Here is a 25,723-nt window from a genome sequence, read left to right on the forward strand (position 1 = left end):
CAGGCTGCCGTCAGGCGGTCTTCCTGGCCGCCTGGCGGGGCGTCAGCCGCGCCTCCACCTCGTCCACCGACAGCACGTCGCCGAAGAACAGCATCCAGCCGTAGAGCGAATGCTCGTGCTCGGCAGGGGTGACCGCGGCCAGCGCGTCGTCCACCATGATCGTGCGGAAGTCCCGCATCATGGCGTCGCGCGCGGTGGATTCGCAGCACACGTTGGTGACGGTGCCGGCGATCAGCAGCGTGTCCACGCCCAGCCCGCGCAGCAGGGGTTCCAGCTCGGACGAGCCGGGCGCCATCGCGCTATAGAAGCGCTTGACCACGCGCAGGTCGGTGTCGTGCGCATGCAGGTCCGGGTGCAGCAGGAAGCCCGGCGAATCGCGGCGCAGCGTTTCCAGCCGGCGCGCGCTGCGTTCGGGCGTCAGCATCACGCCGTGGTGGTGCGACCAGAAGGCGTCGGCGTTGTCCGAGGCCGTCTGCACCCAGACGACCGTGCCGCCGGCCGCGCGCACGGCGTCGCACAGCCGGTTCACCGGCGCGATGATCTCGCGCGCCGGCGCGCATTCGCCCTGGTAGCCGGGCAGCGTGAAGTACTGCTGCATGTCCACCACGACCACCGCCGTGCGGGCGGCGGGCAGTTCGTCATACGGATGCAGGCAGCCCTGCCGGGCCACGACGCGATCCTTCACCCATTGCGGGAATTCCATGGCCGTTCCTTATCCGTAACGCCGCGCCACGGCGGCTTCGACGCGGTAGATGATCAGGTACATCACGCTGGAGATCAGCGCCAGCATGGCGATGGCCGTCATGACGATGTTCAACTTGAACACCTGGCTGCCGTTCATGATGAGGAAGCCCAGGCCGGAATCCGCCGACTGGAATTCGCCTACGATGACGCCCACCAGCGCCAGGCCGATGTTCATCTTCACGGCCGCGATCAGGGTGGGCACGCTGCCGGGCAGCACCACCTTGGTCAGCACCTGCCAGCGGCTGGCGCCGAACGTGTGGGCCAGCTTGACCTTGTTCAGGTCGATGCCCCGGAAGCCCGCGTACACCACCATGATGGTGACGAAAACCGCGATGGCGACGGCCATGCCGTACACGGCGTAGTCCGAACCCAGCCACAGGTAGAAGATCGGCACGAAAGCGATCTTGGGCATGGCGTTGGCCACCACCAGGAACGGGTCCAGCACCTTGTACAGGAAGTCCGACCACCACAGCGCGGCGGCCACCACGATGCCGATCGCCATGCTCAGGGTGAAGCCGACCAGCGTGGCCGACAGCGTGGTCATGATGTGCTTGCCCAGCTGGCCGTTGTTCCACAGTTCGATGAAGGTGGGCCACAGCGCGCTGGGGTAGCTGGTCAGCAGCGGGTTCAGAACGTGCATGCGCGGCAGGATCTCCCACGCGCACAGGAAGACCACCATCAGCAGCACCTGCGTCAGGCGGATGTTGCGCTTGCGGGCGCGGTCGCGGCGCAGGTAGTCCAGGTACTTCTCGCTGGGCGCGGGCACGGCGCGCAGGGGGACGGTATTGGCGATGGGCGCATTCATGGGTCAACCCTCCACGTGGACGTCCAGCTCGTCCCAGAGCTGTTTGAAATAGGCGTTGAATTCCGGCCGGGAACGCGCCTGGAAGGGCGTCGGCCGCGCGCCGTCGCCGTAGTGGATGCGGTGCTGGCTTTTCAGCCGGCCGGGCCGGCGCGACAGCACGATGACGCGGTCCGTCATGGCGATGGCTTCGCCGATGTCGTGCGTGACCAGCACCACGGTCTTGCCCTCGCGCCGCAGAATGTCCACCACTTCGTCCGAGATCGCCAGCCGCGTCTGCGAATCCAGCGCCGAAAAGGGTTCGTCCAGCAGGATCACGTCCGGCTCGGTCACCAGCGTGCGCGCCAGCGCCGCGCGCTGGCGCATGCCGCCCGACAATTGCCGCGGCGTGTGCGACAGGAACGCGCCCAGCCCGCATTTTTCCAGCAGATGCACGGCACGCGCCTCGCTGCGCGCATCGCGCCGGCCCTGGATCTCGGCGCCCAGCATCACGTTGTCCAGGATGGTGCGCCATTCGAACAGGTAGTCCTGCTGCAGCATGTAGCCGATGCGCGGATTGGGCTTGGTCACGCCCTGGCCATCGATCATCACGGCGCCCGAGGTCGGCGGGATCAGCCCGGCGATCAGCGACAGCAGCGTGCTCTTGCCGCAGCCGCTTTGCCCGATCAGGCTGACGAATTCGCCCGGCGCCAGCGTGAACGACACGTTGGACAGCGCCTCGGTTTCGCCCTCGGTCGTGAAGTACGACAGGCAGACGTCGCGCAGCTCGATCTTCGCCATGGCGGCGGCCGGCTTCAGGTTATGGACGGCGGCTCCCATCACGGCGCCTTCTTGGCGAAATCGGCCACCACCACGTCTTCGTACTTCACGCGGGCGGAGTCCTTCATGACGGCGCTGGCGATCAGCATGTCCTGCAGCTTCGATATGGCCTCAGCCGTCACCAGCGGCGACGTCTTCCAGATCTGGTATTGCTTGTAGCGTTCGATCGCTTCGGTCACCGCGCCCTGATCCATGCCAGGGAAGAAGGTCATGATCTGCGGGGTCAGCGTCGCGGCGGGCGTGTCCTTCACGTACTTCTCGGCGCGCGCGACCACGTCGGTCCAGGCCTGGATGACCTTGGGGTTGTCGCGGATGTATTTGTCGGTGGCGGTGAAGACGGTGTAGTCCACCTGGCCCACTTCATGGCCGACGGAAGCCACGATATAACCCTTGCCATTGCGCACCAGTTCGCCGGCTTCGGGCTCCAGGAAGATGCCGTATTCGCCCTGGCCCGCCATCCACGCCCCGGCGCGCGCCGGGATGCCGATGTTGTTCAGCAGTTTCACGTCCTTCTGCGGATCCAGGCCGTGTTTGCGCAACGCGGCTTCCAGGAACACGATGGGGTTGGACCCGGGGCGGAAACCGATGACATCCTTGCCTTTGAGCATGGACCAGTCGAACTTGTCGATGGGTTTGCGCGCCAGCAGGAAAAAGCCGTCGGTGGCCGTCAGTCCCGCGAAGATCTTCGGCTTGACCGGCGACTCGCTGTTCTGCACATAGATGGATGCTTCGGGCCCGATCAGCACGATGTCGGCGCTGCCCGACAGCAGGGCGGTCATGCCTTTGTCCGTGCCCTGGGACGTCTTCATGGACACGTCCAGCCCGGCGTCCTTGAAGTAGCCCTGCGACAGGGCCACGTACTTGGGCACGTAGAGGATGGAGCGCACCACCTCTTCGTAGCGGACCTTCACGGGGGGATTCAGGGCTTCGGCCCGGGCGGCCAGCGGAACAATCAGCGCAAGCAGCGCCGCGCCCGCCAGGCGGGGCAGTGGCAAGGATTTCACGGACTTTCTCCTGCGTCTTGTATGGCACGCCGAAACCCGGCGCAACACGGCCAATGGGATGGAATCGACAACAACAACAGGGAAGCCCGAACGATCACTGCCCGGGCCGTCAGGCATGGATCGAATACTATATTCAATACAAACGGGCGACAAGTATTTTGAGATTGGCGTTTTTCTCTATGGACGAGCGCCAGCCCAGCCCGGAAAATTCGGGGCTGGAATACCGCTTGGTATACAAGATTGATTTATCGGGTGGGCAGGGCGCGCCACCCGGAGGCCTGTGTCAGGCCAGGACGCCGTTCAGGAAACGCGAGATGTCGGCCACTTCTTCGGCGCAGACCGAATGCGGCATCGGGTACGTGTGCCAACGCACGTCGTAGCCCAGCCGCTGCAGTTCGGCCAGCGACGCCTCGGCACGCGCCAGCGACACGACCGGGTCGTACTGGCCATGGGCCATGAAGATCGGCGTGGCGTTGTTGGCGCTGTGGCGTTCGGCTTCGGCGGTGTCCACCAACGGCAGGTAACCCGACAGCGCCATCATGCCCGCCAGCTTTTCCGGCAGGCGCAGGCCCGTGTGCAGGGTCATGGCGCTGCCCTGCGAAAACCCGGCCAGCACGATGTTCGACGTGGGGATGCCGCGGGCGTTTTCACGCGCGATCAGCTTGTGGATGGCGGCTTCCGAGGCGCGGATGCCCTTGGCGTCTTCCACGCGCACCAGGTCCATCACCAGGATGTCGTACCAGGAGCGCATCGCCATGCCGTTGTTGATCGTCACGCGCTGGACCGGCGCGTTCGGGAACACGAAACGCACGCCCAGGCCCGCGGGCAGGTCCAGTTCCGGCACGATGGGCGCGAAGTCATTGCCGTCGGCACCCAGGCCGTGCAGCCAGATCACGGCGTGCGTGGGATGGGGGGCGGTTTCGATCTCGATGCAATCGAGCAGGTCGGTGGAAGCGTTCATGGACGGCCGGCAGGAAAAATCAGGGAAGGGGGGAGATCAGAGCGTCAGGGTCTTGAGCGCCTGGAACAGCGCGCGATAGTGCTTTTTCTGCGGTTCCTGGCCTTGCAGCAGCACGGCGTTGCCCTGCTTTTCCTTGCGCGCGGCGCGGATCAGCGTGCGCAATTGTTGCGCATCGGCCTGCGGGTTGTTCGCCAGCAGCTTGGTCAGCAGGTCGTCGTCGTCCAGCAGGCGGTCGCGCAGCGTTTCCAGCCGGTGCATGGCGGCGGTCTCTTCGCGCGAGCCGTTTTCCCAGACATCGAGCTGGGCGCGGATCTCTTCGGCGGGGGCGTCGCGCATCAGCTTGCCCACGAAATGGATCTGCCGGCGGCGGCCTTCGCGGCCGGTGGTGCGCTGCGCCATGCGGATCGCCTCATAGAGGCGTTCGGCCAGCGGCAGTTGCTTGAGGCGTTCGGGGGACAGTTCGATCAGCTGTTTGCCCAGGTCCAGCAAGGCGTGCATGTCACGCTTGACTTGGGACTTGCTGGGACGGTCGTAGCCGTTTTCATCGTAACCGTCGTCGACGGATTCTTCTTCAGTATGGGAATTCATGGAAAACTGCGCAATGACAGACTTGGCTATGATAACCGTCTCTGCAAATTGGACAGCAATGGTTAAATCCTCCTCATCCTTGCCGCTGGCGGCGAATCACGCGCGTTTTTCCGAACTCGTCGAACAAACCCTCGCCTACGCGCGCCAGATCGGCGCCTCGGACGCCGCGGCGGAAGTCTCGGAAAGCCTGGGCCTGTCGGTCTCGGTGCGAAAGAACGACATCGAAACCGTTGAGCAGACGCGCGACCGTTCGCTGGACCTGACGGTCTACGCCGGCCAGAGCCGCGGGTCGGCCTCGACCTCCGACTTTTCCGAAGCGGCCCTGCGCCAGACGGTCGAGGCCGCCTGGCACATCGCCCGCCATACCGCTGCCGATCCGGCTGCCGGCCTGCCTGACGCCGACCAGCTGGCCACCGAATTCCCCGACCTGGATCTGCACCGCGCCTGGAGCGTGTCCACCGAAGAGGCAGCCGAACTCGCCTTGCGCGCCGAACGCGCCGCGCGCGAAGTCGATCCGCGCATCACCAATACCGACGGCGCCTCCGTGGGCACCTACGAAGGCCAGTTCGTGATGGGCAACACCCGGGGCTTCCTGGGCGGCTACCCGTATTCGCGCCACAGCCTGTCCGTGGCCCCCATCGCGGGCCGCGGCAACGGCATGCAGCGCGACTACTGGTACACCTCCGAACGCGATCCGGCCAACCTGGCCTCGCCAGAGGCCATCGGCCGCTATGCCGCCGAACGCACGCTCAGCCGCCTGTCGGCGCGGCGCATTCGCACCGGCAAGTTCCCCGTCCTGTTCGAAGCGCCGCTGGCGCTGGGGCTGGTCGGCGCGCTGACCCAGGCCGTCAACGGCGGCGCGCTCTACCGCAAAGCCAGCTTCCTGATGGACTCGCTGGGCAAGCCGATCTTCCCCAAGCACATCAACCTGACCGAAGATCCCCACATCCCCGGCGCCATGGGCAGCTCGCCCTTCGACGACGAAGGCGTGCGCACGCGCCGCCGCAGCGTGGTCTCGGCCGGCGTGCTGGAAGGCTATTTCCTGTCGTCCTACACGGCGCGCAAGCTGGGCATGACCACCACCGGCAACGCCGGCGGTTCGCACAACCTGGTGTTCAGCTCCACGCTGACCAAGCGCGGCGACGACTTCGAAGCCATGTTGAAGAAGCTGGGCACGGGCTTCCTCGTCACCGAACTGATCGGCCAGGGCGTCAACTACGTCACGGGCGACTACTCGCGCGGCGCGTTCGGCTACTGGGTCGAAAACGGCAAGATCCAGCATGCGGTCCAGGAAATCACCATCGCCGGCAATCTGGCCGACATGTTCCAGCAGATCGTCGCCGTGGGCGCGGACACCATTTCGCGCGGCACCAAGACCACCGGCTCGATCCTGATCGAGCAAATGGCCATCGCGGGGACCTGATCCCCCGACCGGCGCGCAGCGGCGGCGGCCGCGGCGCGCCTTGGCCTTCCCTGTCTTTGCATTCCCTTACCGGCTCGGGATTTCCTCTAGCGATTCCAACCGCCGCCAACGTGTAATATCCGGCGGGTATTGCTCAAAGTCCCAGGTGTTGCTGTAAGGAGCAAAGAGAGATGCAACGACGTTCATTCTTGAAGCACGCCGGACTCGGCGCCGTCGCCACCGGCGCCGCCGTCAGCACGCCTGCGTTCGCGCAGGACATGCCGTCCTTGAGCTGGCGCCTGTCGTCTGCTTTCCCCGCCGCCCTGGACCTGCGCATCGGCGCCGGCGAGCATTTCTGCAAATTCGTCTCGGAAGCCACGGGCGGCAAATTCAACATCCGCCACTTCCCCGACGGCGAGATCGTGCCGGCCTCCGACCTGCTGGAAGCCGTCTCGACCAACAAGGTGGAATGCGGCCATGGCTCGTCTCGTCTGTTCTTCGCCAAGAATCCCGCCTTCTGCTTCGACGCCGCGGTGCCCTTCGGGTTGAACGCACGCCAGATGAACGCCTGGATGAGCGAAGGCGACGGCCTGCGCCTGACCCGCGAGCTCTTCAAGCCGGAAAAGATCATCAACTTCCCGCTGGGCAACACCGGCGCGCAGATGGGCGGCTGGTACGTCCGCGAAATCAAGCGGCTGACCGACCTGAAAGACCTGAAAATGCGCGTGGACGGCCTGGCCGCCGACGTGCTCGGGCGCATGGGCGTGTCGCCGCAGCCGGCGGATCCGGCCAAGCCGTTGGCCCAGGCCTTCGAAAAAGACGGCCTGCAAGCCGTGGCCGGCGCGGGCGCCTATGACGACGAAAAGCTGGGCCTGAATAAGGTAGCTAAGTATTACTACGCACCCGGCTGGTGGGCGGGTGGTGAACAGCTGTCGCTCTATATCAACGACGAAGCCTGGAACAAGCTGCCCAAGCATTACCAGGCGGTCGTGCAGGCCGCCTCGCTGGCCGCGCATGTCGCCCTGACCGCGCGCTACGACGCCCGCAACCCGGCCGCGTTGGCGCAATTGACGGCAAGTGGCGCGCAAGTGCGCACATTTCCGCGCGCCATCCTGGACGTGGCGTTCGAGACCACGCAGCTGGCCTACAAGGACTTGGCGGCCAAAGACCCCAAGTTCAAGGCCATATTCGACAGTTACATGGGCTTTCGCGACAGCGAGATGCCTTGGTTCCGCTTGACCGAAAACGCTTACGGCCAGTACCTGGGCGTGGCATTGTCGGGCAGGTAGCAAGGAGGTCCGCCGCAGGCTGAACGGCATTCGGCGGAGCGTAGGGTTTTTGCTAGTAATACCGCGTTTTTTACAAAAAAATGGGCGGTTTTCAGGCTTTTCTCGAACCACATTCGAGTTTCGGCCTGATACAAAGGAGTAATATCCCGGGTCTTGACGCGCAATCATGGCGCCTTTAGGCGGCATAAGACGTCAATCCGGCGGGATTACACCAGCCCGGATTACCAATATTCCGAGACAGACTTTAAGGTGGTATCAACCATGCAATCCAAGACCAAGAAGCTGCTGGCCGCGCTGATCGCCGCCGGTATCGTCCCGGCTGCGCACGCGGCTGACATCAAGCTGGGTGTGGCGGAAGCCCTGTCCGGCGGCGCCGCCCAGTACGGCGTCTCGATCCGCAATGGTTTCCAGCTTGCCGCTGATGAAATCAACGCTGCGGGCGGTATCAACGGCAACAAGCTCGTGCTGGTGGTCGAGGACGAACAAGGCAAGAAAGAAGAAGCGATCAACGTCTTCAAGAAACTGATCTTCAAGGACAACGTCCTGATGGTCTTCGGCCCGACGCTGTCGAACTCGGCCCAAGCCGCCGACCCGGTCGCCCAGGCCGCCAAGACGGTCGCCTTCGGCACGTCCAACACCGCCGACGGCATCACCTCCATCGGCAACTACGTGTTCCGCAACTCGGTCACCGAAGCCGACGTGCTGCCGGCCACCATCTCCACCGTCAAGGCCAAGACCGGCCTGAAGAACGTGGCGGTGCTCTACGGCAACGACGACGTCTTCACCAAGAGCGGCTACGACAACTTCAAGAAGGCCCTGGAAGACCAGAAGATCCCGGTCACCACGACCGAAACGTTCGCCAAGGGCGACGTGGACTTCAAGGCCCAGCTGACCAAGATCAAGGGCACCAACCCCGACGCCATCGTGCTGTCCGCACTGCTGGCCGAAGGCGCCCCGATCATGGTTCAGGCCCGCCAACTGGGCCTGAACGTGCCGGTCATCGGCGGCAACGGCATGAACTCGGTCAAGATTTTCGACCTGGCCCCTGGCGGCGCATCGAACAATCTGTGGATCGGCAGCCCGTGGTCGATCGAGAACAAGGCCCCCGAGAACGTCAAGTTCATCGACGCCTACAAGGCCAAGTTCAACGGTTCGCCCGACCAGTTCGCAGCGCAGTCGTATGACGCCATGTACATCGTGGCCCAGGCGCTGAAGAACACCAAGCTCACCGGCGAACTGCCCAAGGACCGCGCTGCCCTGCGCGATGCCCTGCCTGCCGTGACCTGGACCGGCGCCACCGGCGCGTTCAAGTTCCGTCAAGCCAACGACCGCGCCGGCAAGCCTGCCGGCTATGACGCCGACCAGGCGCCGATCGTCAGCGTGACCAAGGACGGCAAGTACGTCATCGAGAAGTAAGCAGTACGCATCCCCGCGCGGGGGGATGCGCCTTGCGGACAGCGCCGCTGTCCGCAAGGCGCTTTTTATCGTAGGGCCGTCCCAAGACAAAAATGGCCTCCCTAGGGAGAGCTAGACCACGCAGCGGGCGCGTGGAGGCCCTCATAGATCTGGAAAGTCCCATCATGTTCGAACAACAATTCGTCAATGCCTTGTCGCTGGGCTGTGTATATGCACTGTTCGCGCTGGGCTTCACGCTGATCTTCGGCGTGCTCGGGGTGATCAACCTGGCGCACGGCGCCGTCTTCATGGTTGGCGCCTACGCGGCACTGTTCGTCGTCCAGCAATTCGGCCTGCCCCTGTGGGGTGCGCTGATGGTCGCGTTCTTCGTGGCCGGCTTCACCGGGGTCATCATCGACTACCTGGTGCTCAAGCCCCTGCGCAAGCGCAACGCGCCGCACTTGATCCCCATGATCGCCACGATTGGCGTGGGCATCATCCTGAACAACGGCGCCCAGAGCATTTTCGGCGCCAGCAACCTGCGCTTCCCGCACGGCACCGTGCCCGAGGAAGTCATCGAAGTCGCGGGCCTGCACCTGACCGTCATCGAGCTGGGCATCATCTTCCTGTCGTTCGCGCTGATGGCCGTGCTGATGTACGTCATGCGCCGCACGCAGTTCGGCCGCGCGCTGCGCGCCATCGCCGAATCGCCCAAGGCCGCCTGGCTGCTGGGCATCAACGTCGAAAAGCTGTTCGTCACCACCTCGTTCGCCGCGGCCGCCCTGGGCGGCGTGGCCGGCGTGCTGATCGGGCTGTATTCGAACGCGCTGTTCCCGTTGATGGGCCAGCCGATGCTGCACAAGGGCATCGCGGTCATCATCCTGGGCGGCATGGGCGACATCCGCGGCGCCATGCTGGGCGGGCTTTTCCTGGGCTTCGCCGAGGTGCTGTCCGTCGCGTACGTCGGCTCCACCATGCGCGATGCGGTGGCTTTCGGCCTGCTGTTCCTGATCCTGCTGGTGCGCCCGCAAGGTCTGTTCGGCAAAGTGGTTCAACGCAAGGCTTAAAGAATGAGCGGATTCGAAAACTTCTGGGCCATCTACGGCAACCTGGTGCTCACGCTGGGCACCAACGCGTTGCTGGCCCTCTCCATCTGGCTGACCCTGGCTTGCGGCATGCTGGCCATGGCCAACGCCGCTTTCATGGGCATCGGGGCGTACACCGCCGCGCTGCTCACCATGAACTACGACGTCCCATTCACGGTCGCGCTGGCCGGCGGCATGGCGGCGCCCGCGCTGGTGGCGGCGCTGATCGGCTTGCCGACCTTGCGATTGTCAGGGGTCTATCTGGCCATGGCCACGCTGGGCTTCGGTGAAGTCGTGCGCGTGACCATCCTGAACACCGAGTCCCTCACCGGCGGTGCGCTGGGCCTGAACGGCATCCCGCAGCTGACGCAGTGGTGGCATGTGGTGCTGTCGGTCGTCATCGTCCTGTTCGTGCTGTGGCGCGTTCGCGCCTCCAAGATCGGCCGCTCGTTCGACGCCATCCGCGGCGACGAAACGGCCGCGGGCCTGATGGGCATCGACGTGCGCGCCAACAAGATGCTGGCCTTCGTGGCAGGCGCCATGATCGCCGGCCTGGCCGGCGCCCTGAACGCGCACCTGACCTTCTTCATCGGCCCCAACGAATACGGCTTCGACCGTGGCGTTGAAATCCTGACCATGGCCATCCTGGGCGGCATCGGCGGCCTGGCCGGTCCGGTGCTGGGCAGCTTCATCATTACGGTGCTGCCCGAGCTGCTGCGCGGCTTCGCGGATTTGCGCCTGATCGCGAACGGAGTGATTCTGGTGGTGATTGTGTTGTTCCTGCCGCAAGGCATCTGGGATCCAGCGCGCTTCAAGCGCTGGATGCGACAAGGCCGGGGCGGCCAGGGAGGCAAGCGCCATGCTTGAGCTTTCCTCCGTCTCCAAGAGCTTCGGCGGCCTGCATGTGCTGCATGACGTCAGCCTGTCCGTGCCCGAAGGCGCGATCTTCGGCCTGATCGGCCCCAACGGCGCCGGCAAGACCACGGTGTTCAACCTGATCACCGGCCTGTTGCCGCCCAGCGGCGGCACGATCACGTTCAACGGCCAAAGCGTCCTGGCCAAGAAGCCGCACAGCATCACGCGCATGGGCATCGCCCGCACGTTCCAGAACATCCGCCTCTTCAAAGAGATGACGCTGCTGGAAAACGTGGTGGTCGGCGCCTATCGCCACATGAACTACGGCTTCCCCAGCCTGCTGCTGGGCCTGCCGGGCTACCGCGAGCACGAAAAGCGCGCCCGCGAGCGCGCCCACGAACTGCTGACGTGGATGCGCCTGGACCACAAGGCCAACGACCTGGCCGACAACCTGTCCTACGGCGAACAGCGCCGCCTGGAGTTGGCGCGCGCGTTGGCCACCGAACCGAAGTTGCTGCTGCTGGACGAGCCGGTCGCCGGCATGAACACCGGCGAACGCGCCGAACTCATGCGCGAGATCCTGGCCATCCGCGACCGCGGCTACACCATCCTGATGATCGAGCACGACATGCGCTTCGTCATGGGCTTGTGCGAACGCATCGCGGTGCTGAACTTCGGCAAGATCATCGCTTGCGGCGGTCCCGAAGAGATCCGCAACAACGAGCAGGTCATCGAGGCCTATCTGGGCCGCGAAGACGACGAAGACACCGAACAAGCGGAGGCCGCCAAATGAGCGCGATGCTGGAAGTCCGCGGACTCGAGGTCAACTACGGCCACATCGAAGCTGTCCGCGGCATCGACCTGGACCTGAACGCCAACGAAATCACCGCGCTGGTCGGCGCCAACGGCGCCGGCAAATCGACCACGCTGCTGGCGCTGTCGGGCTTGCTGCCCAAGGCGCGCGGCCGCATCCTGTTCGAAGGCGAAGACGTCACCAACCTGGCGCCGCACCAGCTTGTGGCGCGCGGCATCGTGCAGGTGCCGGAAGGCCGGGCCATCCTCACCACCATGACGGTGCTGGAAAACCTGGAGCTGGGCGCCTACCGCCGGGGCCTGAAGAACGTGGATTCCGACCTGGAATACGTGTTCAACCTGTTCCCGCGCCTGAAAGAACGGATCACCGGCATCGCCGGCAACCTGTCGGGCGGCGAACAGCAGATGCTGGCCATCGGCCGGGCCCTGATGGCCAAGCCGCGCCTGTTGCTGCTGGACGAACCGTCGATGGGCCTGGCGCCGATCGTCGTGCAGGAGATCTTCCGTTCGCTGCGCGCCATCAACGCCGACGGCCTGACCCTGTTCCTGGTGGAGCAGAACGTGCGCCAGGCGTTGAAGATCGCGCAAAACGGCTACGTGCTGGAAAACGGCGCCATGGCGCTGACGGGTACGGGCCGCGAACTGCTGGGCCACCCCCGCGTGCTGGAAGCGTATCTGGGCGCCTGATGGCGCCCCGCATTCGGGGACTTGTCCCCGAATTTGCTTGTACGCTGGCTGCAACATGGCTTGCGGCCAGCCACCGCCTGACTACTTTCCGCTTGCCCATTTTTTGAGCAACCGTGTTAGAATTTCAGGCTTTCCCTCATTTTGACCATTGCACGGGCGGGTAATAACGCTTAGGCGGGACGTCGATAAAGGTAAAACCCCGAGCCGAAATCCATGGGTTGCGGTTCATCAGGTTTTTGCCCAGTTGGGGAAAGAACACTGGTTAGACGTTCTAGCCAGCAAGAACTTTTTATTCTTAGGAACCATCATGAAGACCTTTGTGGCCAAGCCGCATGAAGTCCAACGTGACTGGTTTGTGATCGACGCCAAGGGCAAAGTCCTCGGTCGTGTGGCCAGCGAAGTCGCACGTCGTCTGCGTGGCAAGCACAAACCTGAATTCACGCCGCACGTTGATACGGGCGATTACATCGTCATCATCAACGCATCCGATATCGTCGTTACCGGTACCAAGGCGAAGGACAAGAAGTACTTCCGCCACACCACGTACCCGGGCGGTATCCGCGAAACGAACTTCGAGAAAATGCAAGAGCGTTTTCCCGGTCGCGCCATTCAGAAGGCCGTCAAGGGCATGCTGCCCAAGGGTCCTCTGGGCTACGCCATGATCAAGAAGCTGAAGGTCTATGCTGGTGCCGAGCACCCGCACACCGCCCAGCAGCCCAAGACGCTGGATATCTAAGGAAACGCCATGATCGGTAACTGGAATTACGGAACCGGCCGTCGCAAAACTTCGGTGGCTCGCGTTTTCATCAAGAAGGGCACGGGTAAGATCGTTGTCAACGGCAAGCCCGTCGACGAGTTCTTCGCCCGCGAAACTGGCCGCATGATTGTGCGCCAACCGCTGGAACTGACCGGCCACCTGGAATCGTTCGACATCAAAGTCAACGTCCACGGCGGCGGTGAAACCGGCCAGGCCGGCGCAGTCCGTCACGGCATCACGCGTGCCCTGATCGACTACGACGCGACCCTGAAGCCCGCACTGTCGCAAGCTGGCTTTGTGACCCGCGATGCCCGTGAAGTCGAACGTAAGAAGGTCGGCTTCCGCAAGGCACGTCGGCGCAAGCAGTTCAGCAAGCGTTAATGTTGCTGCAAAAAACCCGCTTCGGCGGGTTTTTTGTTTTTGGGCGTCACGCGCGCAATCGCTCGCGACGCTTCGCGCGGAACTCTGCGCACCCACGTCAGGTCGGACAACGGGGTTAGTGCACCAAATTTGGCACGGTGCCACATGACCCCTTTTTCGAGCGATACAATCTAGCCTCGTTCTACGAAGAGCACACCATCATGGCCCAAGCATCGAACACCCGTATCAAGGTTGGTATCGTCGGCGGCACCGGTTATACCGGCGTCGAGCTGCTGCGCTTGCTGTCGCAGCATCCCAATGTGGAATTGACCGCCATCACGTCCCGCAAGGAAGACGGGCTGCCGGTCGCTGATATGTATCCGAACCTGCGTGGCCGCGTGAACCTGGCGTTTTCGGCGCCGGAAAAGGCCTCGCTGACGGATTGCGACGTAGTGTTCTTCGCGACACCCCACGGCGTGGCGATGGCGCAGGCCCAGGAACTGATCGCCGCAGGCACCCGCGTCATCGACCTGGCCGCCGATTTCCGCCTGCAGGACATCCCGACCTTCGAACGCTGGTACAAGATTCCCCACACCTGCCCGGACATCCTGGCCGAATCCCAGTATGGCCTGGTGGAACTGAACCGCGAAGCCATCTCCAAGGCCCGCGTCATCGGCAACCCCGGCTGCTATCCGACCACCGTGCTGCTGGGCCTGGCCCCGTTGCTGGAAGGCGGCAAGGCGCTGGTCGATGCGCAATCCCTGATCGCCGACTGCAAGTCGGGCGTGTCGGGCGCCGGCCGCAAGGCGGAAGTGGGGTCGCTGTTCTCGGAAGCCTCCGACAACTTCAAAGCCTACGGCGTGGCCGGCCATCGCCATCATCCGGAAATCGTCGCCCAGCTGGAGAAGATCTCCGGCGGCAAGGTCGGCCTGACCTTCGTGCCGCACCTGGTGCCGATGATCCGCGGCATGTTCTCCACGATCTACGCTCGCATCCTGCCCGAAGCCCGCGACACGGACTTCCAGGCCCTGTTCGAGCAACGCTACGCCGGCGAACCCTTCGTCGACGTGATGCCGGCCGGCAGCCTGCCCGAAACCCGTTCGGTCCGCGCGTCGAACAACCTGCGCATCGCGATCAGCCGCCCGGGCAACGGCGACCAGCTGATCGTCCTGGTCGTGCAAGACAATCTGGTCAAGGGCGCCGCCGGCCAGGCTGTGCAGAACATGAACCTGATGTTCGGGGTGCCGGAATCGACTGGTCTGGACCAGGTCGCGATCCTGCCCTGATGCTTTGATCGGGCGGCAGGCCCCTGGCCGCCGCCCCTCTATGTGCTTTATGTCAGCTGACGCTCCCGCCACACCGCAGTCCCGCCCCGCCGGCGGGCTGCTGCGCGTGCTTGCGGGGTTGCTGGTCGGCGTGCTGCTGGGCGGCGTTGCGGGTTATTTCCACGCCCAGCGGCAAGCCCGGCCGCAAGATGTCGTCGTGATCAGTACGGCGCAAGCCGAGGCGCAGCAAGAAGCCATGCACCAGCAGGCTACCCAGCTGCGCTACACGCAGGGCCAGCTGGATACCGCGGACGGAGAGCTCGTCATCGAGCGCTCGGCCCGCCAGGAGCTTGAAACGCAGCTGCGCGCCGCGCAGGCCGAAGTCGGCCGGGTGCGCGACCAGCTGGCGTTCTACGAACAATTGCTGCCGCCGGGGCCCGAAGGGTCAGTCGATATCCGTGGGGTGCAGATCGACCGCGAAGGCGGCGGATTGCGCTACAAGGTGCTGCTGATGCGCAGCGGGCGCAATGGCGGGTCGCCGTTCGCGGGCGCGCTGCGGTTCCAGGCCACGGGCGTCCTGAAGGGCGAAACCGTGACTGTCGACCTGGCGCCCCTGCAAGTCAAAGCCGAAACCGGCCCGGTGACCGCCACGGGCGAATCCACCACGGCGGCTTCGCTGGCCCTGCAGTTCGACCAATATCAGCGCAGCCAAGGCATTTTGGCCGTGCCCGAGGGATTTGTCCCCGAAAGCGTCACCGTCAGTGTGCTGGAAGGCGATACCGTCCGGGCTTCCCGCAGTATCAAACTGGAACTTTGAGTCTAGTCAAGCCCTGCGCTATAGTGACAGTATGCGAGCGCCGTTGCCGCTCACCGAAATATGGCCTATCCGGCCAGGAGTGAACCATGAATGCAGTAACCGAAACCGTCGACCTCCAGGCCGCCCCGCCTGTTCCTCTGGTATTTACCGACTCGGCCGCCGCCAAAGTGAAGGACCTGTTGGCCGAAGAGGGCAACCCCGAGCTGAAGCTGCGCGTGTTTGTCCAGGGCGGCGGCTGTTCGGGCTTCCAGTACGGCTTCACGTTCGACGAAGTCGTGAACGAAGACGACACCGTGCTGGATAAGGCCGGCGTTCAACTGCTGGTTGATCCGATGAGCTTCCAGTATCTGGTCGGCGCCGAGATCGACTACAAGGAAGACCTGGAAGGCGCGCAGTTCGTCATCCGCAACCCCAACGCCAGCACCACCTGCGGCTGCGGTTCCTCGTTCTCGGTGTAATCACCGAAGCAGGAAAGGAAAAGCCCTTCGGCATGCCGAAGGGCTTTTTGCATTGAGGCACGCCAAACCGGTTTTGGGCCGGGCGCGGTTCAGGCGGGATAGAGCGCGCCCAGGATGCGGGCGCCGCGGGCGCCCGTGACGGCCGGCAGGCCGGCGGGCCGGCGTTCCACAAAGGCCTGCGCCAGCCAGGCGAAGGCCAGCGCCTCGACCTGTTGCGCGGGCACGCCCAACATATCCGTCGGTTGCACCGGGCGCTGCAGGCAGTACGCCAGTTCCCGCATCAGGCCGGCGTTGTGGGCGCCGCCGCCGCATACGAACACCTCTTGCGTGCCCGCAGCGGCCGCGTCGATAGCGTTGGCGACCGTTCTGGCGGTCAGGCGTTGCAGCGTCGCCTGCACGTCTTCCGGGGCCGGCTTGGGGCCGTCGAACGCCGCCAGACGGTCGTCCAGCCATTGCAGGTTGAACAGGTCGCGGCCGGTCGATTTAGGCGGCGGCAGCGCGAACCAGGGCTCGCTGGCGATCAGTTGCTCAAGCAGCGGCGCCACCACCTGGCCCGTGCTGGCCCAGCGCCCGTCGGCGTCATAGGGCTGCCCCAGATGGCGTTGGCACCAGGCGTCCAGGAACACGTTGGCGGGGCCCGTATCGAACCCCCGGGCCGGCTGGCCGGGGGCAAGCAGCGTGATGTTGGCGATGCCGCCCAGGTTGAGTACCGCACGGCCATGCGGGGCGCCGAACACCGCGGCATGGAACGGGGGCACCAGCGGCGCGCCCTGGCCGCCAGCGGCGACGTCGCGGCTGCGGAAGTCCGCCACCACGTCGATGCCGGTCAGTTCCGCCAGCAGGGCGGGGGCATTGAGCTGCACGGTATAGCCGCTGTCCGGCCGGTGGCGGACGGTCTGGCCGTGCGCGCCGATGGCGGTCACGGCGGTGGCGGCCAGGCCGGCTTGTTCAAGCAGCGCACCGACGGCTTGGGCATACAGCCGGGCCAGCGCATTGGCCGCCAGCGCGGCGCGCGCCAGCTCGTCGTCGCCGGACAGGTTCAGCGCCAGCAGTTCACGGCGCAGGTTTTCGGGCATCGGCAGGCTGGCGTTGGCAAGCACGTGCGGCGCCTGCCCGGCGTCCAGGCGGACAAGCACCCCGTCGACGCCGTCGACGCTGGTGCCGGACATCAAGCCGATGTACAGCGCGGGGTTGCCCTGCGGGCGGGATGCGGAGGAAGTCACAGGCGCCTCGGAAAGAAGAAAGGCGGCCGGCAGAATCTGCGCGGGCCGCCTTTTTGGGACGTTTTGCCGTGGTGGGCCGGTTAGCGGCTGGCCACGTTGGTCAACGCGTCGGGCAAGGTCTGCTGGAACTCGGTCAGCAGCTGGATCTGTTGCTTGTACGGCGCCACGGCCTGGTTGAACGCGCGGACTTCCGCGGGCTCCAGGGCTCGGGCGACCGGCAGGTCGACGGACAGCGGGTCGATCGGCTGGTTGTCCACGCGGAACTCGTAGTGCAGGTGCGGGCCGGTGGCCCAGCCGGTGGCGCCGACATAGCCCAGCAACTGGCCTTGCGAGATCTTCGAGCCCTTGGTGATGCCTTCGGCGATGCGGCTCTGGTGGGCGTACAGCGTCGAGTACTTGCCGTGGTGCTTGACGATGACCACGTTGCCGTAGCCATTCTGCCAGCCTGAGAACTCGACTGTGCCGTCCGCGGTGGAGTGGATCGGCGTGCCCGAAGGCGCGGCGTAGTCCACGCCCTTGTGGCCCGTCCACGTCTTGTGGATGGGGTGCATGCGCATGCCGAACGTCGAGCTGATGCGGCTGAACTTCAGGGCGGTGCGCAGGAACGCGCCGCGCAGGCTGGTGCCGTCGAAGTCGTAGTAAGAGCCGCTCTTTTCGTCGGGGCTGAACCAGACGGCGCTGTAGGTCTTGCCGCCGTTGATGAATTCCAGGGCCAGCACGCGGCCGGCGCCGGCGTAGCGGCCGTCGTGCGAACGCACTTCGTAGACCACGCGGAACTGGTCGCCCTGGCGCAAGTCGCGCAGGAAGTCGATCTTGGCGCTGAGGATGTCGGCCATCTGCATGGTGACCGAATCCGGGATGCCGGCGGAGTCCGTGGCGCCGAACAGCGACGACTTGATCGTGCCCACGGCGACGCGGGTCTGGCGGTCGGTGCTTTCGGTGACTTCCTCGGCCTTGTAGCTGTCGCCGGACGGCGCGACGTGCAGCATGCGCGTCACGACCTGGCCGTCGGTCTCGTTGCCGGGGGTGTGGATGTAGCGCAGCCAGATCAGGTTGCCCTGATCGTCGGTCGCAGCCTGGACGGAACGGCCGGGGTACAGCTTGTAAATGCTGCGGGCGCTGGCGTCGTGCGTCAGGAAGGTCTGCAGATTCGGGGCGTCAAGTTCCAGGCGTTGCAGCACGGCCGCCAGCGTGTCGCCGGCACGGATGCGGGTTTCGCTGATGTACGGCGCGGCGCTGGGGCTGCTGACTTCGACTTGCTCGGCGGTCAGCGGCAGAACGCTCTGGATGATGCGGGACGGGGGGAGTTCGGTGCGGTCGGGTTGCTGCACCATGCCGAGGGCGGCGGCGCCAGCAAACAGACCGATAGCGGAGACGAGAAGAGTGCGACGGAAAAGTCCCGAGCGATGGGGCTTGGGCTCAACAGGCGCAAACAGGGCAGCAACTTTGCGCTTGATGCTACTCGCCAGTTCGTGGAGGCCACGATTCATCGTGAAGATACCCTCTCAGGTGGCATGAGCTCGCAGGGTGCGTAACACGAACGGCCCTTGCGCGCCGCGAAATCGGGGGCAGGGGCTGCTGACGCGGGGCGCATCTTGTGAACAACGGGTGGTAGGCCGAACCGCAACTGCGGACTGCGTATAGATAGCAGTTGCGTATGATTGGGCGGTATCCTAGCTGATTCGGCTAGAATTTTCGATAGTTTTCGTCACTTTTTACACCTTTTTGTCGGCTGAAGCCGCGTTGGTCCCCCTGCCATGTCATCCTCAGAAGCCCCTATCACTCCCGAAGTCGAAGCCGATCTGCGTATAGCCAAGCGCGGCTGCGACGAGCTGCTGGTCGAGTCCGAGTTCGCCCGCAAGCTGGCCAAGAGCCGCGCGACCGGCGTGCCCCTGCGCATCAAGCTGGGCCTGGATCCCACTGCGCCGGACATCCATCTGGGCCACACCGTGGTGCTGAACAAGATGCGCCAGCTGCAGGACCTGGGCCACAACGTCATCTTCCTGATCGGCGATTTCACCTCCACGATCGGCGATCCCAGCGGCCGCAACAGCACCCGCCCGCCGCTGACGCGCGAGCAGATCGAGTCCAACGCCAAGACCTACTACGCGCAGGCCAGCCTGGTGCTGGATCCGGCCCGTACCGAGATCCGTTACAACTCCGAGTGGTGCGATCCGCTGGGCGCCCGCGGCATGATCCAGCTGGCGTCCCGCTACACGGTCGCCCGCATGATGGAGCGCGAGGACTTCACCAAGCGCTTCAAGGGCGGCATCCCGATTTCGGTGCACGAATTCCTGTACCCGCTGATGCAGGGCTATGACTCGGTGGCGCTGAAGTCCGATCTGGAGCTGGGGGGCACCGATCAGAAGTTCAACCTGCTGGTCGGGCGCGAGCTGCAAAAGGAATACGGCCAGGAGCCCCAGTGCATCCTGACGATGCCGCTGCTGGTGGGTACGGACGGCGTAGAGAAGATGTCCAAGTCCAAGGGCAACTACATCGGTATTTCGGAGTCGCCCGATTCGATGTTCGGCAAGCTCATGTCGATTTCCGACACGCTGATGTGGCGTTACTTCGAGCTGCTGTCGTTCCGTTCGCTGGAAGACATCGCGGCCCTCAAGCAAGAGACCGATGGCGGCCGCAACCCGCGTGATGCCAAAGTGATGCTGGCTCAGGAAATCATCACGCGCTTCCACTCCGCCCGGGCGGCCGAGGAGGCGCTGGCGTCCTTCGAGGCGCGCTTTCGCGACGGCGCCATTCCGGAAGACATGCCCGAAGTGAATATCGGCGGCGCGCCGGTGGGCATCCTGAAGCTGCTGCGCGAAGCGGGCCTGGTCGCATCGGGGTCCGAGGCGCAGCGCAATGTGGAGCAAGGCGGCGTACGGGTCAACGGCGATCGGGTTGAAGATAAATCGTTGCAATTGCCCGCGGGGACTTACGTCGTCCAGGTGGGCAAGCGCAAGTTCGCGCGTGTTAACTTGAACCCATAATTGCGAAGTTTTGATACGCTGAGGGTACAGGCAGGGGCGGGACGCCTTTGCGGCACTTCAAGGAGCACGACATGAAACTTTCGAGTTTGTCTTTTTCCGATCACGAGTCGATTCCCGAACGCTACGCCTTCGGCAAGATCGATGCGCAATCGCACGTCGCGCTGGCAGACAACTACAACCCGCAGTTTTCGTGGGACGACGTCCCGCCGGGAACGCAGTCGTTTGCGTTGATCTGCCATGACCCCGATGTGCCCTCGCGGCCCGACGACGTCAACCAGGAAGGCCGCGAAGTCCCGGCCGACCTGCCCCGCGTGGATTTCTTCCACTGGGTGCTGGTTGATCTTGCCGCCGACATGCGTGAAATCGACGAAGGCGCTTTTTCCAACGGCATCACGCCGCGCGGAAAGGGCGGTCCGCTGGCGCCGATGGACGCGCGCCAGGGCATCAACTCGTATTCCTCGTGGTTCGCCAATGACCACGACATGAGCGGCGACTACTTCGGCTACGACGGCCCGTGCCCGCCCTGGAACGATTCGATCGTGCACCGCTACGTCTTCACGCTGTATGCGCTGGACGTGCACAGCCTGAACCTGAACGGCTCCTTCACCGGCGAGGACGCGCTGCGCGCCATGCAAAAGCATGTGCTGGCCCAGGCGTCGGTCACGGGCACCTACACGCTCAATCCGAAGCTGGCACCCAAGCAGATCGGAGCCACCGAGGCATAACGACAGCCTCTGGTGCACGGATAAAGGGCCGCAATCGCGGCCCTTTTTTTGTAGCCCCCCCCGGCACCGTCCGTCAGGCGGCCGAGCGCTTCAGGCGCAGCAGCGCCAGGCCGAAGGCGACGAAGATCGAGCCCACCAGGCGGTTCAGCCAGACCACGATGCGCGGCTGGCGCAGCAGGCGGCGGGCGCGGCGTGCCAGCGCGCCGTAGGCCAGCAGCGAGACCAGCGACATCGCCATGAAGATGCCGGTCAGGATGAAGAACTGCGGCAGCAGCGGCTCGTGCGCATTCAGGAATTGCGGGAACAGCGCCGTGAAGAACAGGATGGGCTTGGGATTCATGGCGGCTACGAACGTGGCTTCCAGGTACAGGCGGCCGGGGCGGCGCGGCGGGGCGCCGATGGCGGCGTCTTCCGGCGGCGCGATGTGGGCCCGGCCCAGCAGGTGGCGCAGGCCGACGTAGATCAGGTAGGCGGCGCCGGCGATCTTCAGCGCCATGAACAGCAGGGCGGAGGATTGCAGCACCACGCCCAACCCCAGCATCGCGGCGGCGGACAGCAGGAACAATCCGGTGACATTGCCCAGCGTGGACGGCACGACCGCGCGCACGCCGCCCGCCGCGCCGTTGCGGATGGCAAGCATGGTGGCGGGGCCCGGGCTGATGACGCTGGCGGCAGCTACTAGCGAGTAGGTGATGAGGGTGGCGGTTTGCATGAAAGTTTCTCAAGTCGGATTGAGAGCGGTTTCCGGGCGCGGCGCGTTGGCGTGGTTTTCGCGCCCATCGCAGGTATTTTGCCCGGCTTCGGCGCATTTTGGCGGCAATTGAAGCCGCCTGACGCGGTAAACTATCGTCCATTCTTCGGGTTTTCCCACCCGACACGGCTTTCTCCTCTCTTACCGCCTCAGGAATCCCCCGTCATGTTTGACCGCAACCTCACCTTGTCCAAGGCTGACCCGGACGTTTGGGCCGCCATCCAGAAGGAAGACGTTCGCCAAGAGCAGCACATCGAGCTGATCGCTTCGGAGAACTACGCCAGCCCGGCCGTCATGGAAGCCCAGGGCACGCAGCTCACGAACAAGTACGCCGAAGGCTATCCGGGCAAGCGCTACTACGGCGGTTGCGAGTACGTGGACGTGGTCGAGCAACTGGCCATCGACCGCCTGAAGCAGATTTTCGGCGCCGAAGCCGCCAACGTGCAGCCCAACTCGGGTTCGCAGGCGAACCAGGGCGTGTACATGGCCGTGCTGAAGCCGGGCGACACCGTGCTGGGCATGAGCCTGGCCGAAGGTGGCCACCTGACGCACGGCGCGTCGGTCAACGCTTCGGGCAAGCTGTACAACTTCATCTCGTACGGACTGGACGAAAACGAAGTCCTGAACTACGCGCAAGTCGAACAGCTGGCAAAAGAACACAAGCCCAAGCTGATCGTCGCTGGCGCCTCGGCCTACGCCCTGCACATCGATTTCGAGCGCATGGCCCGCATCGCCCGTGAAAACGGCGCGCTGTTCATGGTCGACATCGCCCACTACGCCGGCCTGGTCGCTGGCGGCGCCTACCCCAACCCGGTCCCGCACGCCGACTTCGTCACGTCGACGACGCACAAGTCGTTGCGCGGCCCGCGCGGCGGCGTGATCATGATGAAGGCCGAATTCGAGAAGATCATCAACTCGGCGATCTTCCCCGGCATCCAGGGCGGTCCGCTGATGCACGTCATCGCCGGCAAGGCCGTGGCGTTCAAGGAAGCCCTGGAACCCGGCTTCAAGGACTACGCGCAGCAAGTGGTCAAGAACGCCAAGGTGCTGGCCGACACGCTGGTCAAGCGTGGCCTGCGCATCGTGTCCGGCCGTACCGAAAGCCACGTCATGCTGGTGGACCTGCGCGCCAAGGGCATCACGGGCAAGGAAGCGGAAGCCGTGCTGGGCCAGGCCCACATCACGGTCAACAAGAACGCTATCCCGAACGACCCGGAAAAGCCTTTCGTGACCAGCGGCATCCGCTTGGGCACGCCGGCCATGACCACCCGCGGTTTCACGGAAGCCGACGCCGAGCTGACCGCCAACCTGATCGCCGATGTGCTGGACAATCCGCGTGACGAAGCCAACATCGCCGCCGTGCGCGCCCGTGTCAACGAACTGACCTCGCGCCTGCCGGTCTACGGCAAGCTGTAACGCAGCATCCCCCCGGCCCCGAGGCTATCCGCCGTAGGGGCCAGACCAAAGGGACGGCCCCGCCAGGCGCCGTCCCTTTGCTTTCCGGGCGGCAGGCGCTATCCTCGACCGGGCCTGTCCATGAATCGGGGACGAATAAGCCGTATTGGCGCTTCCCGCGGGGCGCATCGTTACAATATGCTCAATTATTGCTATCCGGGCCTTTAGGGAACACACATGCGGTGTCCATTTTGCGGCAATGCCGAAACACAGGTCGTAGACAGCCGGGTCTCGGAAGAGGGCGACGCCATCCGCCGCCGCCGCCGCTGCCTGTCCTGTGACAAGCGGTTCACCACTTACGAGCGGGTGGAGCTTGCCTTGCCTTCCGTCGTGAAGCGCAACGGCAGCCGCAGCGAGTACGACCCCGCCAAGCTGCGGGCCAGCCTGAGCCTGGCGCTGCGCAAGCGGCCCGTCAGCACCGAGGACGTGGACGCCGCCGTGGCGCGCATCGAAGAGCAGTTGCTGGCAAGCGGGCTGCGCGAAGTGCCCACCGAACACATCGGCGAACTGGTCATGACCGAGCTGCGCAAGCTGGACAAGGTGGCCTACGTGCGCTTTGCGTCGGTCTACAAGAGCTTCGAGGACATCGGCGAATTCGTCGAGGCCATCCGCGAAATGCAAGGGCCCTTGCTGCCCGGCAAGCTGCGCAAGGAATAGCGCCGGCCGGGTTTGGCAAGACAGGCAGGGTGACGGCGCTTCGGCGCCGTCATTGCATGGCGGGCGACGAGCGCGCCAGGCTGGGCGTCTGAGGCTGGAACTTGCGCCAGACGCGGCGCATGTGCTGCGCCGAGCCGAACCCGGATTTTTCCGCCACGCGCTCCAGGTCCAGCCGGGTGTCGCGCAGCAGGTCGCGCGCCAGCGCGACGCGTATCTGATACAGGTAGTCCATCGGGGTGCAGCCAGCGTGTTCGTGGAACAGGCGCGTCAAGTGGCGCGCGCTGGTGTGCGCCTGGTCCGCCAGCGACTGCGCCGACCACGGCGCGGCCGGATTGCGCACGACGGCGTCCTGCACCCGGTGTACGCCCGGATGCATATGGCTGCGGTGCTCGAGCCAGGGCGACAGCGTGGAATCCGTGCCGGCACGGCGCTGATAGACGACCATGTCGCGCGCCACCTCGCTGGCGACCCGCGGTCCGCAATGGCGCGACACCATGTGCAGCGCCAGGTCGATGCCCGCCGTGATGCCGGCGCTGCTGACCAGGTTGCCATCCTCGACGAAGATCCGGTTGTCATGCACGCGCGCGGTCGGGTCGATGTCCGCCAATTGCGCGACGCACGAGTGGTGCGTGGTGCAGTCGCGGTGCCGCGTCAATCCGGCCGACGCGGCGAACAGCGCGCCGGCGCACACGGTCATCAGCGTGAAGCCGTCCGCCGGATGCCGCACGGCCAGCCAGTCGATGATGGCATGGGCGTCGTGGCCTTCCAGGCGCGTGGGCTGGCCCACCACGCCGGAAACGATGACCAGCGCCTGGGCGGGCAAAGCAGCCGGCAGCGGCTGGATGCGGGCCAGGTGCAGTCCGGCGATACCGCTTTCCACGGCCTCGGACGGGCCGCAGAAATGCTGCTCGAACGTGCCGGGGCAGAGCTTGTTGGCCACGCGGAAGGCTTCTGCCGGACCCGCCAGGTCCAGCAGGACGATGCCCCGCGACAGCACGAAGTACACGGGAATCATGGCGCCCTCCTGGTTCCGGTCCGGGTCCGGGTCAGGCCGCCAGCGCGTCGGCGGCGCGGGTGACGCGGGCAAAACGGCCTTGCAGCACCAGTTCGGTGTGGTCGCGGATTTCGGCCGGCGTGTAGTGCTTGCCGGACGGGCTTTGCATGGCGAAGGTCAGCGTGGCGTCGGTCGGAAAGACCACCTTGAAGCCCGCGTCGCTGGCGTGGCGCGATGTGGTTTCGCAGCATTGTTCGGTTCGGATGCCGCTGACGATGATGCCTTCGATGCCGTTTTCCCACAGCCAGTCATGCAGCGAGCGGCCATCCGCGCTTTCGGCGTACAGCGACGAATGCACCGTCTTGTGGAAGACGGCGGTGGGCGCAATGCGCAATTCCGGCAGCGTCTTGACGTGGCCGGAAGCCAGCGAGAACGGATTGGCGGGGTCGGTGGATTTGCTGACGTGGAACACCTGCAGCACGGGAATGCCCTGAGCCGACGCCGAGTCGATCAGGCCCTGGATCTGCGCCAGGAAGGCCGGATACTCGGTTTCATCCCAAAACGGACGGTGCCGGAAAGACTCTTGGACGTCGATGACGATCAGTGCTTGTTTCATGTTCCGGGCTCCAGGCCAAGGGTTTCAGGGGGTACGGCGCCATTCTGATGCGGATTCCGTCCCTGCGCGAGATCGTCGCAAGACGCCGAGCGGCCCAAAACGGACATACTGTGAGCATACCCCTCCTGGCAGTGGCGGGTCGCGCCCCGCGGCGCTTCGCCGGACATACAATTCCTGCCATGACGACCGAAAGCCTCCCCGACGATATCTTCTG

Annotated in this window: 27 protein-coding genes; 16 read left to right on the forward strand and 11 right to left on the reverse strand. The window is 64.8% G+C overall.

Annotated features, from left to right (window positions below):
• Positions 1–10: 10 nt before the first annotated feature.
• The 6 genes from A9973_RS16010 to yjgA all read right to left on the reverse strand — a co-directional run bounded on the left by A9973_RS16010 (position 11) and on the right by yjgA (position 4,918).
• Positions 11–703 carry a cysteine hydrolase family protein gene (locus A9973_RS16010; RefSeq protein WP_183014729.1) on the reverse strand — a complete coding sequence of 231 codons (693 nt, stop codon included), beginning with the start codon at positions 701–703 and terminating at the stop codon, positions 11–13.
• Between the two features lie 9 nt (positions 704–712).
• A complete protein-coding gene (locus tag A9973_RS16015) occupies positions 713–1,549 on the reverse strand; it encodes an ABC transporter permease (protein ID WP_183014730.1) in 837 nt (278 codons plus the stop codon).
• A 3-nt stretch (positions 1,550–1,552) separates the two neighbouring features.
• Positions 1,553–2,365 (reverse strand): ABC transporter ATP-binding protein, encoded by an 813-nt coding sequence (locus tag A9973_RS16020; protein ID WP_183014731.1) that lies wholly within the window; start codon positions 2,363–2,365, stop codon positions 1,553–1,555.
• On the reverse strand, positions 2,365–3,369 hold the full coding sequence (locus A9973_RS16025; protein WP_183014732.1) for an ABC transporter substrate-binding protein: 1,005 nt from the start codon (positions 3,367–3,369) through the stop codon (positions 2,365–2,367). The genes A9973_RS16020 and A9973_RS16025 overlap by 1 nt, the downstream gene beginning before the upstream one ends.
• 283 nt (positions 3,370–3,652) lie before the next feature.
• A complete protein-coding gene (locus A9973_RS16030; RefSeq protein WP_183014733.1) occupies positions 3,653–4,330 on the reverse strand; it encodes an alpha/beta hydrolase in 678 nt (225 codons plus the stop codon).
• A gap of 36 nt (positions 4,331–4,366) precedes the next feature.
• A complete protein-coding gene (gene yjgA / locus A9973_RS16035) occupies positions 4,367–4,918 on the reverse strand; it encodes a ribosome biogenesis factor YjgA (protein WP_183014734.1) in 552 nt (183 codons plus the stop codon).
• A gap of 58 nt (positions 4,919–4,976) precedes the next feature.
• On the opposite strand from yjgA, the gene pmbA reads away from it, so the two are divergent.
• The 12 genes from pmbA to erpA all read left to right on the forward strand — a co-directional run bounded on the left by pmbA (position 4,977) and on the right by erpA (position 16,101).
• Positions 4,977–6,341, forward strand: a complete 1,365-nt coding sequence (pmbA, locus tag A9973_RS16040; RefSeq protein ID WP_183014735.1) for a metalloprotease PmbA — start codon at positions 4,977–4,979, stop codon at positions 6,339–6,341.
• Between the two features lie 170 nt (positions 6,342–6,511).
• The gene (locus A9973_RS16045) at positions 6,512–7,609 is read left to right on the forward strand and encodes a TRAP transporter substrate-binding protein (protein WP_183014736.1); all 1,098 of its coding nucleotides are present in this window, start codon (positions 6,512–6,514) and stop codon (positions 7,607–7,609) included.
• Positions 7,610–7,870: 261 nt separating this feature from the next.
• Entirely contained in the window at positions 7,871–9,025 is a 1,155-nt protein-coding gene (locus A9973_RS16050; RefSeq protein WP_183014737.1) for an ABC transporter substrate-binding protein, read from the forward strand.
• A gap of 164 nt (positions 9,026–9,189) precedes the next feature.
• Positions 9,190–10,071, forward strand: a complete 882-nt coding sequence (locus A9973_RS16055) for a branched-chain amino acid ABC transporter permease (RefSeq protein ID WP_105559311.1) — start codon at positions 9,190–9,192, stop codon at positions 10,069–10,071.
• A 3-nt stretch (positions 10,072–10,074) separates the two neighbouring features.
• On the forward strand, positions 10,075–10,956 hold the full coding sequence (locus tag A9973_RS16060) for a branched-chain amino acid ABC transporter permease (protein ID WP_183014738.1): 882 nt from the start codon (positions 10,075–10,077) through the stop codon (positions 10,954–10,956).
• Positions 10,949–11,737, forward strand: coding sequence for an ABC transporter ATP-binding protein (locus A9973_RS16065; RefSeq protein ID WP_183014739.1), 789 nt, complete (start codon positions 10,949–10,951; stop codon positions 11,735–11,737). Before A9973_RS16060 ends, A9973_RS16065 begins: the two co-directional genes overlap by 8 nt.
• Entirely contained in the window at positions 11,734–12,444 is a 711-nt protein-coding gene (locus A9973_RS16070; RefSeq protein ID WP_169271843.1) for an ABC transporter ATP-binding protein, read from the forward strand. Before A9973_RS16065 ends, A9973_RS16070 begins: the two co-directional genes overlap by 4 nt.
• 307 nt (positions 12,445–12,751) lie before the next feature.
• Positions 12,752–13,180 carry a 50S ribosomal protein L13 gene (gene rplM, locus A9973_RS16075; RefSeq protein ID WP_006217309.1) on the forward strand — a complete coding sequence of 143 codons (429 nt, stop codon included), beginning with the start codon at positions 12,752–12,754 and terminating at the stop codon, positions 13,178–13,180.
• A gap of 9 nt (positions 13,181–13,189) precedes the next feature.
• Positions 13,190–13,582, forward strand: coding sequence for a 30S ribosomal protein S9 (gene rpsI, locus A9973_RS16080; RefSeq protein ID WP_006226692.1), 393 nt, complete (start codon positions 13,190–13,192; stop codon positions 13,580–13,582).
• A gap of 200 nt (positions 13,583–13,782) precedes the next feature.
• Positions 13,783–14,847, forward strand: coding sequence for an N-acetyl-gamma-glutamyl-phosphate reductase (argC, locus tag A9973_RS16085; RefSeq protein WP_183014740.1), 1,065 nt, complete (start codon positions 13,783–13,785; stop codon positions 14,845–14,847).
• A gap of 49 nt (positions 14,848–14,896) precedes the next feature.
• Positions 14,897–15,643 carry a DUF6776 family protein gene (locus tag A9973_RS16090; protein WP_183014741.1) on the forward strand — a complete coding sequence of 249 codons (747 nt, stop codon included), beginning with the start codon at positions 14,897–14,899 and terminating at the stop codon, positions 15,641–15,643.
• An 86-nt stretch (positions 15,644–15,729) separates the two neighbouring features.
• Positions 15,730–16,101: an iron-sulfur cluster insertion protein ErpA gene (erpA, locus tag A9973_RS16095; RefSeq protein WP_006226695.1), complete on the forward strand. Its 372-nt coding sequence runs from the start codon at positions 15,730–15,732 to the stop codon at positions 16,099–16,101.
• 89 nt (positions 16,102–16,190) lie between these two features.
• Here the strand turns inward: erpA and A9973_RS16100 are convergent, their stop codons facing one another.
• Together A9973_RS16100 and A9973_RS16105 are read right to left on the reverse strand one after the other, a co-directional pair.
• Entirely contained in the window at positions 16,191–17,324 is a 1,134-nt protein-coding gene (locus A9973_RS16100; RefSeq protein WP_370539495.1) for an anhydro-N-acetylmuramic acid kinase, read from the reverse strand.
• Positions 17,325–17,404: 80 nt separating this feature from the next.
• The gene (locus A9973_RS16105) at positions 17,405–18,814 is read right to left on the reverse strand and encodes a peptidoglycan DD-metalloendopeptidase family protein (protein WP_183014742.1); all 1,410 of its coding nucleotides are present in this window, start codon (positions 18,812–18,814) and stop codon (positions 17,405–17,407) included.
• A 267-nt stretch (positions 18,815–19,081) separates the two neighbouring features.
• Here A9973_RS16105 and tyrS point away from each other — a divergent pair, with 267 nt between their 5' ends.
• Positions 19,082–20,311, forward strand: coding sequence for a tyrosine--tRNA ligase (tyrS, locus tag A9973_RS16110; RefSeq protein WP_183014743.1), 1,230 nt, complete (start codon positions 19,082–19,084; stop codon positions 20,309–20,311).
• A 71-nt stretch (positions 20,312–20,382) separates the two neighbouring features.
• A complete protein-coding gene (locus tag A9973_RS16115; RefSeq protein WP_183014744.1) occupies positions 20,383–21,036 on the forward strand; it encodes a YbhB/YbcL family Raf kinase inhibitor-like protein in 654 nt (217 codons plus the stop codon).
• Between the two features lie 73 nt (positions 21,037–21,109).
• Here the strand turns inward: A9973_RS16115 and A9973_RS16120 are convergent, their stop codons facing one another.
• Positions 21,110–21,748: a LysE family translocator gene (locus A9973_RS16120; RefSeq protein WP_183014745.1), complete on the reverse strand. Its 639-nt coding sequence runs from the start codon at positions 21,746–21,748 to the stop codon at positions 21,110–21,112.
• Between the two features lie 204 nt (positions 21,749–21,952).
• On the opposite strand from A9973_RS16120, the gene glyA reads away from it, so the two are divergent.
• A complete protein-coding gene (gene glyA, locus A9973_RS16125) occupies positions 21,953–23,203 on the forward strand; it encodes a serine hydroxymethyltransferase (protein WP_183014746.1) in 1,251 nt (416 codons plus the stop codon).
• 216 nt (positions 23,204–23,419) lie between these two features.
• The gene (nrdR, locus tag A9973_RS16130) at positions 23,420–23,899 is read left to right on the forward strand and encodes a transcriptional regulator NrdR (RefSeq protein ID WP_183014747.1); all 480 of its coding nucleotides are present in this window, start codon (positions 23,420–23,422) and stop codon (positions 23,897–23,899) included.
• Positions 23,900–23,948: 49 nt separating this feature from the next.
• Here nrdR and A9973_RS16135 read toward each other — a convergent pair whose 3' ends face one another.
• Together A9973_RS16135 and A9973_RS16140 are read right to left on the reverse strand one after the other, a co-directional pair.
• A complete protein-coding gene (locus A9973_RS16135) occupies positions 23,949–24,914 on the reverse strand; it encodes a GlxA family transcriptional regulator (protein ID WP_183014748.1) in 966 nt (321 codons plus the stop codon).
• A 31-nt stretch (positions 24,915–24,945) separates the two neighbouring features.
• A complete protein-coding gene (locus tag A9973_RS16140; protein ID WP_183014749.1) occupies positions 24,946–25,509 on the reverse strand; it encodes a cysteine hydrolase family protein in 564 nt (187 codons plus the stop codon).
• Positions 25,510–25,723 lie beyond the last annotated feature (214 nt).

This window comes from Achromobacter sp. UMC46, assembly GCF_014170335.1.
GTDB lineage: Bacteria > Pseudomonadota > Gammaproteobacteria > Burkholderiales > Burkholderiaceae_B > Achromobacter.